Annotated in this window: 7 protein-coding genes; 6 read left to right on the forward strand and 1 reads right to left on the reverse strand. The window is 39.2% G+C overall.

Features of this window, described 5'->3' with window-relative positions; genetic code table 11:
* Positions 1-122: 122 nt before the first annotated feature.
* Complete coding sequence (gene acs / locus FAX86_RS09535) at positions 123-2,060, reverse strand: acetate--CoA ligase (RefSeq protein ID WP_144393089.1); 1,938 nt, start codon at positions 2,058-2,060, stop codon at positions 123-125.
* 211 nt (positions 2,061-2,271) lie between these two features.
* On the opposite strand from acs, the gene FAX86_RS09540 reads away from it, so the two are divergent.
* The 6 genes from FAX86_RS09540 (at position 2,272) to FAX86_RS09570 (ending at position 13,203) form a co-directional block, all read left to right on the forward strand.
* A complete protein-coding gene (locus FAX86_RS09540; protein WP_144393090.1) occupies positions 2,272-2,664 on the forward strand; it encodes an ExbD/TolR family protein in 393 nt (130 codons plus the stop codon).
* A gap of 226 nt (positions 2,665-2,890) precedes the next feature.
* Positions 2,891-3,379 (forward strand): c-type cytochrome, encoded by a 489-nt coding sequence (locus FAX86_RS09545; protein ID WP_144393091.1) that lies wholly within the window; start codon positions 2,891-2,893, stop codon positions 3,377-3,379.
* Positions 3,380-3,619: 240 nt separating this feature from the next.
* A complete protein-coding gene (locus tag FAX86_RS09550) occupies positions 3,620-5,932 on the forward strand; it encodes a winged helix-turn-helix domain-containing protein (RefSeq protein WP_144393092.1) in 2,313 nt (770 codons plus the stop codon).
* A 283-nt stretch (positions 5,933-6,215) separates the two neighbouring features.
* Complete coding sequence (locus FAX86_RS22500; protein ID WP_205859140.1) at positions 6,216-9,806, forward strand: metallophosphoesterase; 3,591 nt, start codon at positions 6,216-6,218, stop codon at positions 9,804-9,806.
* A 222-nt stretch (positions 9,807-10,028) separates the two neighbouring features.
* The gene (locus FAX86_RS09565; protein ID WP_144393093.1) at positions 10,029-10,862 is read left to right on the forward strand and encodes a tetratricopeptide repeat protein; all 834 of its coding nucleotides are present in this window, start codon (positions 10,029-10,031) and stop codon (positions 10,860-10,862) included.
* Positions 10,863-12,036: 1,174 nt separating this feature from the next.
* Positions 12,037-13,203 (forward strand): StlD/DarB family beta-ketosynthase, encoded by a 1,167-nt coding sequence (locus FAX86_RS09570; RefSeq protein ID WP_144393094.1) that lies wholly within the window; start codon positions 12,037-12,039, stop codon positions 13,201-13,203.
* Positions 13,204-13,212: the final 9 nt, after the last annotated feature.

The raw sequence follows: 13,212 nt of genomic DNA on the forward strand, positions 1-13,212 counted from the left end.
GTGTATCAGGATATTGTGTTGCGCACCATAGTGAAACAACTGCTAAGATGAGTTCACATAAAGCTTATAAATATCAATAGGATAGCCCCCAAAATGGTGCATAAGGGCCATCCTTTTCAATATTATTTGTGAGCGCGGTTTGAGATAAGTTGATCGACCACAGCAGGCTCTGCCAAAGTTGAAGTGTCACCAAGATTATCAATTTCATTCGCCGCAATTTTTCTTAAAATTCTCCTCATTATCTTGCCCGAGCGAGTTTTCGGTAAACCTGGCGCCCATTGAATAACTTCTGGCTTTGCAATAGGACCGATTTCTTTGTTCACCAAGCCAATCAGTTCTTGCTTAAGTTCATCAGTACTTTCAACGCCTGACATGAGTGTGACATAAGCGTAAACGCCTTGGCCTTTTATATCGTGTGGAAACCCGACAACTGCCGCCTCAGCTACTTTATCGTGTAGTACGAGTGCGCTTTCTATTTCTGCCGTGCCCAACCGATGTCCTGAAACGTTTAAAACATCATCCATTCGGCCGGTGATCCAATAATAACCATCGTTATCGCGTCGAGCACCATCACCTGTGAAGTAATAACCTTTGTACTGTGAGAAATAGGTATCGATAAAACGTTGATGGTCACCATAAACGGTGCGCATTTGTCCGGGCCATGACTGGGACATAACTAAAGCTCCCTCCGCTTCGCCTTCAAGCTCTTTGCCCTCACTATCTAAAATAGCTGGTTTAATTCCGAAGAAGGGGCGAGTCGCTGAACCGGGTTTTAAATCTGTTGCTCCCGGTAAAGGAGTTAACAGGATGCCGCCGGTTTCGGTTTGCCACCAAGTGTCTACGATCGGGCAGCGCTTTTCCCCTACAGTATGATAATACCATTCCCAAGCTTCAGGATTGATTGGTTCTCCCACTGTTCCCAGTAAATTAAGGCTGGAGCGTTTTGCCTTTTTTACAAAGTCATCGCCTTGTCCCATTAATGCTCGAATAGCCGTTGGTGCAGTGTAGAAAGTATTGACCTGGTGTTTGTCGACAACCTGCCAAAAACGCCCAGCATCTGGATAGGTTGGTACTCCTTCAAAAACGAGGGTGGTTGCGCCATTAGCTAACGGACCATAGAAAATATAAGAGTGACCAGTAATCCAACCGGCGTCCGCTGTGCACCAGTAAACATCGCCTTCTTGATAGTCGAAAACGTATTTGTGGGTGATAGCGGCATATAAAATATAGCCTCCACAGGTGTGAAGTACGCCTTTAGGTTTACCCGTTGAGCCTGAGGTGTAGAGGATAAAAAGCGGATCTTCAGCATCCATCACTTCGATTGGACAGTCATTAGAAAGGGATTTTATTTCTTTGTAGTAATCGACGTCTCTTTTAGAATCCCATTCAATGTTCGCTTGGGTGTATTTAACAACGATGACTGAGTGGACGTTAGGACAGGCCGAAATTGCTTCGTCTGTATTTGCTTTTAAAGGAACTTTTTTTCCTCCTCGAAGGCCTTCGTCAGCGGTGATAACAACTTGGCAATCTGAATCGAGAATTCGACTTTTTAATGACTCCGGTGAAAATCCTCCAAAAACAACAGAGTGCACTGCACCGATTCTTGCACATGCCAACATGGCATAGCCGACTTCGGGAATCATAGGCATATAAATACAGACTCGATCGCCTTTTTTAACACCGCGTGCTTTTAATAGATTTGCAAACTGACACACTTTTTGATGTAACGTTTTATAGGTGATTTTTTCGCTAACTTCTGGGTCGTCTCCTTCCCAGATTAAGGCGGTATGATCGCCTTTAGTCTCCAAATGCCGGTCGACGCAGTTATAACAAACATTTAACTTGGCGCCTTCAAACCATTTTATTTTTCCGGCAGCGTAATCGACATTCATCACGCTATCCCACTTTTTCTCCCATGCAATAAATTCCTCTGCTTGTTCCGACCAAAACTTTTCTGGGTCTGCGAGTGAATCTTCGTACATTGATAAGTATTTTTCGTTATCAATTAACGCTCGTGATTTGAACGATTCAATAACAGGATAAGTTGTCACTTGAGACATGCTATTCTCCTAGGAAAAGTGTAATCCCTGGTCAGCGCACTACTTCGATCGCCGCTCAGTTTTTGTTAGTTGTTATATCCAGATATACCTTAATCGAAAATCATAGGCGCTTAAAGGTTTACACAAAGTGTTTTGATACATATCTAATATTGAATAACCCCGCCTGCGATATTTGTTCGTTTTTAGTTAATAAGAATGAAAAGGGGGAATTATGAGAAGGCGAGTAACTGACAATACCAGCGACGTTGATATGACACCTATGTTGGATATCGTATTTATTATGCTGATCTTTTTCATCGTAGCGAGTAGCTTTGTGAAAGAATCGGCCGTTGATATGTCTCCTTTGACAAAATCAACAGAATCAGGCACTGATAAGCCAGACGTATTATTGGTTCAGTTAGATTCATTCGGAACTCTGGATGTTGATGGTCGAATGATTTCAATCAGTCAGTTATCTGCCAGTGTCGAAGCATGGAAAATCGATAAGAAAAATCCGAAAGTGGTTATTTCGACACACCAAGAAGCACCAACGGAATTTTTGGTAGGTGCAACGGATCAAGTGCGTAATGCTGGTATATCGAACATTGTTGTCGCGCCACAATAAATAATGTCAGAACAAAATTTGAACAAGTGTTTTTAAAGAGCATCATTTAAGTTAGTTTAGAGGCAATGTTGTGTGGTAATTCAGTTTGAACGACAGGCGGATTTCCGAGAATGTTTCAATGAATTTCAAGGGGTTATTTAAAGGCTGCATCAATTAAGGCTATAATGCGCGCTGAATTTTGAACGTTTGGGACTCCAAAAGTCGTAGGTAACTGAGGAAGCAAAGAATGAACTCCTTTAAAAACAAATGGTTATTCATAGTCTTATCGGCATTTTTTACATTGGGTCTAGCTGAAGTGACTGCGAATGACGAAGAAAATAATGATAAATCGTACGAAAAACTAAAACAGGAAAAGCTCATTTTTAGTGAGAAAAACGTTCGAGAGCGTACAGCTCCTGTCGGCTCTATTTATGTTGAAGGTGATGATGTTCCTGCTGCAGCACCTCCTCCGGTTGCTGAGTCAACTGGTCCTAAAGACGGTAAAACAGTTTATTCGACCTATTGTAGTGCTTGTCATGCTGATGGTATAGGTGGAGCTCCGAAGTTCGGAGATGCTTCTGTTTGGAGTTCTCGAGTTGAGGCGAGTGGCATGGAAGGTCTTGTTAGTTCGGTCATAAATGGCAAAGGAATCATGCCTCCAAAAGGCGGCTGTGCGAATTGTTCTGATGATGAGTTGAAAAAAGCAGTTGAGCATATGGTTTCTAGTGCTCAGTAATTTATCTAGAATTATCTGATTCAGTCTCCAGAAAAGGCGCAATAAGCGCCTTTTCTTTTATCTAAAGAAAACCACTCAAATCCATCAAAGTGCCTAAAACTTCTCATTTTTAAAGTTTATTTCTCTTTTTGAGAGACTCGTCACTCAAATTTTAGGTGGTATCGCGTGAAATGCTTATACAAAGCTTGTACTAATTTGACTTGTACAATAGTTCATAACTAAAAACTAGAGTTCAATATCATGGAAGAACAGAAGATCATTACTTTAGGTAGTAGTGAGGTTCGATTTGATCGAGAAGCTATGCTGCTGTCTTCTAAAAATGGTGAGATAAAGCTCGATAAAAAAGTTTCTTTATTACTAGAATTTTTTTTAGAGCGCCAAGATCGTGTGGTAACACGAGCAGAGCTCATTGAAAATGTTTGGGCAAATAGTTTTGTGTCTAACGATGCAATCAATCGCGCTGTTTCTGTTTTAAGAAAGGCTCTAGGCGGTGCTAAAGATGATTATATCGTTACGATTCCTAAAGTTGGTTATCGATTTACAATTCCTACGCATAAGTCATTTTCCAGTGAATTACACATAAAGAAAGATCTTGAGAACATAACATTAAACTCTATAGATAAAGAAAATACTACGAGTACAGTAGAGGTAGGAAGTTCTTTAACAAAAGTAGATCAAAAAAAATCAAGGCTAAAAGCGTTATCGCTTCAAGGTCGAATCAGCGCTATATTTTTCTTTATTTTTGTTGGTCTTACTTCATTTTTTATATGGAACAACCATATTCAAAATACCAACGTTTCTTCCGATAAGGCAATTCATATCGCGGTCATGCCATTTCGCGATTTAAGCCAAAAAAGTCCACAAGATCTCTTTACTGCGGGTCTCACTGAGGAAGTTATAAATAACCTTGCTCGAGTTGAAGGAGCCGTTGTTATTAGGCCGGGAATGTCATATCAGAACGAAGAGTATCAACTAAACTTTAAATCTTTGGCTGAAGATACTAGTGCGAACTATGTTTTAACAGGAAGTGTTCGTCGTTATTCATCAAAATTTAAAGTCGCTATTCAGTTACTTAATGTGAATACACAAGAGTTGGTCTTTTCAAATATTTTTAACCGAGAACTGTCGGACTACTTTTATGTACAAGAGGAGTTAAGTCAGCAAATTAGCTCTGCTTTAAGTTTGTCGTTGGTACATGGTGTAAACCTTTACAGTAAAAATGTCGAGCATCTTAGTTTTAAGGCGATTGAAGAGTTAACTATTGCTCGGGCAAGAATAAATAAATTTACGGAACAAGATATTAAAAGTGCGATAGATTCTTTAGAAGACCTTAATAGACGATTCCCAGACACTGCTGAAATATTAGGGCTACTAGCTTTTGGGAAATTTCAACTCAATAGCAGTACTAATATAGATGTCGATAGTTATTTAAAGGAAAACATAGCTATGGCAGAGCGAGCAATTAGGCTTGAACCATCCAATACAGATGCTTTATTTACTCTGGCCAATATCTATATTGGATTTCCTGATTGGCGCGATCAAGGTTATCAAACCTTAAAAGTCCTTCTAGAAGAAAACCCGGGTAATAAGTCTTTATATATCGGTATGTTATTCAATTTTGGGATTCTTAATCCGGATTGTAAAAGTTTAGTCAACTTTGTTGGAATGATTCCCGAAAACATATTCTCCAAAAGGAAACTTGATGCCCTACATTATGTAGTTGCCCCTTGTTTAGAGAATTCGACTTGGAAATATAAATATGATCGCGGTGAACTAAATTCAGAGATACTTTGGTTTACTTATAAACTATACCTCGCGGGAGATGATTTGCTATCTGCGGTTAAAAAGATGGCAGAGGATAATCCAAACCCTCGTTATCTGGCAGAGTTTTATGATTATTTACTTTATATTGGAGCTGATCAGTTAGCGGAAAATACTTACAAGAAAATCAACTCTAACGGAAAAGGAATATGGCGCTTTACCATGGATATGATAGGGTACTTAAATAATGTTGAAGGTACTAGAAAGCCAGCAGACTATCTCTCTTTCGTAAAGAAAAACTTTCGCAATGCTAGTTTGCCTGGATTTTCTGTTGCTCTAGTTAAGCAAGCGGTTGAACTTGGTGACAACAGCATCGTACAGGAATATGTAGAAAACGTTCCTGAGTTTCCCGTGACATTGCAGAATAGAGGTGAATCAGTGGGACTGGCCTACCTTTATTATAGTTTAGGAAATAAAAATGAAAGCTTTCGTATAGCGAGTGAGTTATCAAGCCTACTTAATAAACAATGGAATAAAGATAAGAAGTCTTACCACTATTGGAATTTTGCACCGCTAAGCTTTTTTACTGCTTTATTAAAAGAGGATTTCGCAAGCGCAGAAATGATTCTGAAAGAACGATTTTCAGAAGATTATGAATACTGGTTTTTGGATTATCGCTCAACAAGTTTTGCCCTGCACTACTGGAGAGATGAACCGGTGGTTAAACGTTATTTAGAAAAGATAAAGTTTGATCAATCTCGAATTCGAGAAGAGTTTTATAAGAGTTTATAACCTGTCAGAAAAATAAAAAATAGCACTTGTTATATATTTGTTTTCTTCTAGTGCTCTTCCGATTATTCATAAACTGCTATTCAGATTTTTAAACTGTTACCTGATTTGTTTTTGCCATCATTAAATAGTTTGCTAGAGATATTTTGCTCGCATTTATACTATTAAAAAAGCTTACAAACTTGTGATAATTTTGTGACTTTATTGTGAAGCGGAATTGTATTCACTTTTTCGTAATTATTCGCTGCTACTTTTAAATATCTATTAATAAAAAAGGTATGGAGCGATGAGACGAGCTAAACGAACAGTGAACTACTTACTGACAAGTTTTCTATTTGTTTTTTCAGTTACTCTATTTTCTGCTGAGATAACAAGAGGGCCTTATTTAAATCGAGCAACACCGACCGAAATAACCGTTAAATGGCGAACCGATGGCAGAACTGACTCTGTTGTCCGTTACGGTACATCACTGAATAACCTGGATCGTCGAGCTGAAGTTTCTGGCTCATCAAGAGATCATCGCGTAAAGATACAAGGGCTGAGTCCCAATACAACTTATTATTATTCTGTTGGTAGCAGTAGCCAAGTTATCGCTGGTGGGAATGATAGTTATCGCTTTGCGACTTCTCCTATTGCTGGAACAGAAAAGCCAACCCGAATATGGGTGATTGGTGATTCTGGAACAGCTAATAGCAATGCTCGACGTGTGTATAATGCCTATTTAAATTATCCAGGTTCAGAAAACACCGATCTCTGGTTAATGCTGGGTGACAATGCTTATAACGATGGTCGGGATTCTGAGTACCAGAGAGCTGTTTTCGATATGTATCCAGAAATGCTTCGCCGTACGACACTTTGGTCTACCCTTGGTAATCACGATGGATACTCAGCAGATTCAGGGAACTTATCTGGTCCTTACTATAGTATTTTCAGTTTGCCAAGAAGTGGTGAAGCCGGAGGTTTAGCATCGGGAACCGAAGCTTATTACTCGTTCGATTATGCAAATATACATTTTGTTTGTTTAGATTCTTATGATACGGATCGTTCGAGTAATGGAGCGATGTTAAATTGGTTGCGTAACGACTTAGCGAGCACCAATCAAAAGTGGATAATTGCTTTTTTCCATCACCCTCCTTATTCGAAAGGCTCTCACGATACTGATAATTCTGGGGAATATCGGTCATTCGATATGCGAGAGAATGCATTGCCAATATTAGAGCAATACGGTGTTGATCTGGTTTTATCGGGTCACAGTCATTCTTATGAGCGCTCTTATTTAATTGATGGGCATTATGGACGTTCCGGAACTTTTGGAACCCAACATCTGGTGGACGGTGGCGACGGTCGTACTAATGGTGACGGTGCTTACATTAAAGAGCCGTTTGCTCCAAACTCGGGTGCTATTTATACCGTTGCTGGTGCTTCTGGAAAAATATCGGGAGTAGGGCGTCACAGGGCCATGTATGCTGCTATCAATGAATTAGGCTCTGTTGTTTTAGATGTTAATGGCGATCGTTTGGACATGAAATATTTAAATGATAGCGGCCGTGTTAGAGATTATTTCACCATGTTTAAAGGTGATGTTACCGGTGGTGGTGATAACCAGAATAAGGTAATCAAAAAACGCATTGCCAATGGAAATGATGATGTTGAGGAGAGAGCGAATGGCTCCATGTACATGAACAGTTCTGATATAGAACTTGTTTATGATAATGGTGACCAAACAGTTGGGTTGCGCTTTACCAATTTAGATATTCCACAAGGTGCGGTTATAGAAACTGCATATGTTCAATTTACAACGGATGAGACCAACTCAGGCTCGACTAGCGTAACTATTCGAGCACAAGATACTAATGATGCTCCAGCGTTTACTACTGCCGACAATGATGTTTCGAGCCGAGCAACCACCAGCGCATCTGTAACATGGTCGCCGAGCGCCTGGAACTTAGTTGGAGAAGCTTCTTCAAATCAGCGGACTCCTGAGTTAAAGATGTTGATTCAGGAGGTGGTTAATAGAAGTGGATGGCAGTCGGGTAATGATATTGCATTGATCATTTCTGGCTCAGGCGAGCGTACAGCAGAATCTTTTGATGGCTCGAGTAGCGATGCTGCGCAAATTACTATCGAGTATTCTGTTGATGATGGAACTGGAGATGATGGAACTGGAGATGATGGAACTGGAGATGATGGAACTGGAGATGATGGTGGTTCTGATGGAGGAGATACGCCAACGTCAACGAATAGTCTTCGTCCTGGCGATACAATGAGTTTTGGTGATCGTCTTGAATCCAGTAATGGCGCTTTTCGACTCTACTTCCAGGGAGACGGTAATTTAGTATTAAGAGACAGCTCGGGAAGTGCCATGTGGGCTTCTGGAACGCATAACACTGGTGCTGATCGATTTGTTTTTCAAACTGACAGTAATCTTGTGATTTATGGACCCGACGGTGCTAAGTGGGCTAGCAGTACTGTGGGTGATAATGCCGATCGTTTGGTACTAAATAATAACGGTTCCCTTGTTTTATACCGAGGAGTTACTGTTGTTTGGTTTGTTGGTAACAATCCGCCAACAGGAGGTGGCGATGATGGTGATGATGGAAACGACGGAGATGATGGAAATGGTGATATCGAACCGGTTGGCTCATCGTCAAATTATAGCGGAAATGACAAGTTAAACATTAGTGTACCGTCTAGTGCACGTTCTGGTGATTTATTAATGTTGTTTCTTAGCCGAACGGATGATCTCTTGCCCATCCGATTAAGTGGATGGACCGCAGGTGCATCATGTTTTAAAACGAATAATGGACAACGCGAGTGCCACGAAATACCCGACTGCATCCAGCGAGATGGTGACTACTGTATTCGTTTTGATGGGGGAAATGGGCGTGATCTGGCTACAGTTGTTTTCTATAAAACATTACAGTCGGGAGATTCTAGAAATTATTCTCTTAATTTGCGTGGTAGTAAACCAAGTTGGGCAATCATGACTGCGGTACGTGGTGCGAACAATTCGGATCCCATACGTGACGTTGCTACTGAGTCAAATGATGGATCAAGTGACAGTTTGTTCCCATCGGTTTACGGTGAAACCGGAGATATGCTGTTATTATCGATGGCATTTGATGATACGACCGATCGTGACGACTTTAGAGCGCCTAGTGGTATGGAGATGATAGATTTTACCCGAGGTAGTGATGAGGCTGGCTATTTATATGGCCAACGTCTAACACAGTCAGGTGAAACGGGTTCGAAGAAAACACAAGGACCTGGAGGACCAAATGCGAAAGATGCATTAATTTCATTAACCGTTAAGTCTGGCAGTGGTGGTAATAACAATGGCGTCAGCACTCTGAGAAAACGCATTAACAACGGCAATGATGATGTAGAACAACGAGCGAATGGTTCCATGTATATGAACAGTTCTGATATAGAGCTTGTTTATGATAATGGTAATCAAAATGTAGGATTACGTTTTACTAATTTGAACCTTCCGCAAGGGGCATCAATTGAAAACGCCTATATTCAGTTTACAACAGATGAAACTAATACAGGTTCTACGAATGTCACCATTCGTGCTCATGATGTTAATGATGCTCCACCGTTTACTAATGCGAATAATAATGTTTCCAACCGAACAAAAACGAGTGCCTCTGTTAACTGGAGTCCAGAAACATGGACCGATGTTGGTGAGTCATCAACTGAGCAACGCACTCCTAATTTAAAAAATGTGATTCAAGAAGTGGTTAATAGAAGTGGTTGGCAGCCAGGTAATGATCTTGCATTGATATTTACGGGCTCAGGCGAGCGAACTGCAGATTCATATGATGGCTCGAGTAGTAATGCTCCGTTAATTCATATCGACTATAAGGCCAATTAACAAGAAAAAACTTGTCTTAAAGTGCCTTTCAATTTAGGGAGGCACTTTTAAATATAAACAAACTAATATTTATATTTAAAAGTGTATTGTTTTTGAGGCAAGGTCGCTTTATTTGTTAGTTCGGAGATGTCATATTAAAAAGTTGAGGAGCCGGTGCATTTCTTCTTTTGCTAATAGTTCCTCGATTACTTAACGTTTTTATCTGTTTGAAAGGAGCACTTGATGAGTCAGTATAAAGTCGCTGTATTTTTATGCCTTTTTATTATGATTCCATCGGTATCAGGACATGGTACTGCTCATACCCGTATCGAAGTCATCAATAAGGAAATTGCAAAAGACGAAGATAATGCCGAATTATATTTAAAAAGAGGACGCGTGTACGCTGATACTCGTCATTGGGAAGATGCCATTAATGATTTCAAAAAAACCAAACAGCTCGACCCTAACTTTATAGATGCAGACTTCTGGCTGGGCGTCGTTTACTTTGAGTCGGGTAAGTTGAATAAAGCAAAGAATTATCTAGAGTCTTACCTGAAAATAAAACCGAACGCAGCACAGCCCCTTTTATATTATGCGAGGCTTCATGCCAAGTTAGGTCAGAATTCAGCTGCGGAGATGTATTTTGATAAAGCAATTACAGCATGGGAAGTGAAATATCCTGAGTTATATATTGAGCGTGCTCGGCATATGCTTAAATCTAAACCGCTACGCTTCTCTCTAATTGAGAAAGGATTGGCAGAAGGCGTTCAAGAAGTTGGAAAAGTAGTCAGTCTCATTGATGAGCTAATAAGAATAAGCATGCAGGCTAAGAAATATGAACGAGCGATTTATTGGATGGCTCAGTGGCCTGATTCTTATAAAAAAACTCCGTTAGGACTCTCAAAGTTGGCGGGAGTATATGAGTTGAATGGGGACTATGATATTGCGCTTGCTACTTATCAAAAATGTTTGGATGCGATTAATAAGCTTCCACAGCATCGCCAAAATGTTGTAGCAATTACAGAACTATCCAATCAAGCTAAGAACGCGATTCGTAAAATTCGTAAAAGTCACTAACTTTGTTAAAAGAATAAGGATGATTAATTAAAGGTTGTTTCGGTTAAAAGCTTAAATTGAGAGCTTGCTCTTTTACTCTAATGATAAATATATTCGTGCTAAAAGCATTGCCTATCTCAAGCTGAGAGTTTTCGGTTTGTTATAAAAGCGAACAAGTGTTACGAAATTAAAATAATCTAAAGTGTTATTCCGAATATAAGATTGAATTAAATCTTTTTACTATTTGTTTAACGGACATTTCTCTCTTTTATAGAATTAAATACCTGTATATCTAAATAAAATTTCATTTGAATTAATTTTTAAGATCAAAAAACACTTGCTTTAACTCCGAAAGAGATAGTTTGCTTCAATACATTTATAACTTTTTAAGCGAACACGTGTTACGAATTTATGTGTTTACATGCCAATAGAAGTAGAGCTTTTTTTAAGCTGTATATTTCGAAGTGTGAATGCAAATACAATAGGGTTAGGCGAGTTGGTTATAGTTGTATTTGCAGTTGCATGAGTTTTTTTGTTTTTTTAATCGGCTAAATAAGAATTCATGCTTTGCAAATGTGAAAGTTATTTGACGAAAAGTATCACCGTTTTACCTGCCGTCTACTACACGCGAAAAATTAAAACAAGAGTTTAAAAATGTAAACTTTATATATTGAGTTTTTAAAAATTCAATGTTGTAATATTTTGATGCGGAACAAAAACACATAAGATGTTTTTTCTATCTCATTATTTTTTAACTTATATGTTGTAAAAAAATTATTTCGGTATTGGCTTTTTATACTTTTTGGGGTTTCAGTATTTTAATCTAACACTTGATGTTAAAAATATTTTTGAGAATAGATTGGTAGGCTTTTTGAGAGGCGAGTCTGAGGGAGGTTTTTAACGCCCGTTGTTTCTTTTATTGATCACTCCACAATAAGATTTATAAAAAGTACACAAAAAAGGATATCGAAATTAACGATGACTCTGAGTGTTCATGATGATATTGAATTGGCGATACGAAGAGCGTTGGTTTAAGGTTTTTCTCATTTGAAGAAAGTTTGGTCATTGATTGTTACTTTTATGCGGATTTTAAAAAGTAAATTGAAAAATGATTAGGCAAGGGGTGCAATTTAATTTCCAGTTTTTAATTTAAATAATAAGGTCGAATAATAAGGTCGAATAATAAGGAATAACTATGTCAGTTTATGAAAATCGAAATGCGTATATTACATCGACAGGAAGTTTTCTTCCTGGTGAACCTGTCGGAAACGAAGAGATGGAGTCTGTTCTTGGCTTGGTCAATAACAAAGAAAGTATCTTTCGAGAGAAAATTCTAAATTCAAATGGCATTAAAAGCCGTCATTATGCTTTGGATAAATCAGGTAATCCGACGCATTTGACCGATCAGTTAGCAGCGGAGGCAATCAAAGCTTCGGTAATTGAGCGAGGATGCGAGCCCGCTTCTTTGGATATGTTTGCTGTTGGGACTACATTACCTGATATTTTGGCTCCGGGAATTGCATCAATGGTTCATGGCAGAGTTGGTGGTAAAAATGCGGATATTGTATCGACCTCAGGAATTTGTGGTGCCGGAGCTGCAGCAATGAAAGCTGCAATTATGTCTGTTATCAGTGGACAACACAAACGTGTTGTTGCTTGTGGAACTGAGCGACCTTCGGCCATCATGCGAGGCAGCCGTTTTGAGAAAGAAAGTGAAGTAGAGCAAGACCGAAATGGTGTTGCAAAATCTTATCAGTACTTTAATGCTGACTTTTTGCGCTGGATGCTATCTGATGGCGCCGGTGCTGTAATTATTGATGATGAACCTAAAGCTGAAGGCTTGTCTCTTAATGTCGAGTGGATAGAAACTTGTTCATTCGCGAACAAACTTGATACTTGCATGTATATGGGAGTTAACAATCCTAATGAAATGACCCCCCAAAATACTTGGGTAGAGAACATCGATAAAGACAAAGTGCTCGATCCAGGTATTTTATTATTGAGACAAGACACGCGGTTGCTGAATGAAAATATTATTAAATTGGCCGTCGATTTTGCCGTTGAAGTTAAAGAAAAACATGGCTTGCCCGATGTCGATTGGTTTCTTCCGCATATTAGTTCGTTTTACTTTCACGAAAAGCTCAGTACTGCCTATCAAGAGCGAGGAATAAATATACCGCTGGATAAGTGGTTTACCAATCTTGAGCGTAAGGGGAATACCGGATCTGCCAGTATTTTTATTATGCTCGATGAATTATTTCAGTCAGGAAAAATAAAGGACGGTGAAAAAGTTTTGTTAATGATTCCTGAATCTGGAAGATTTTCTTTTACTTACGTATTGCTTACGGCAGTCGTTCGCTAACTTTAACAA

Source organism: Pleionea sediminis (genome assembly GCF_007570825.1).
GTDB classification, from domain to species: Bacteria; Pseudomonadota; Gammaproteobacteria; order Enterobacterales; family Kangiellaceae; genus Pleionea; species Pleionea sediminis.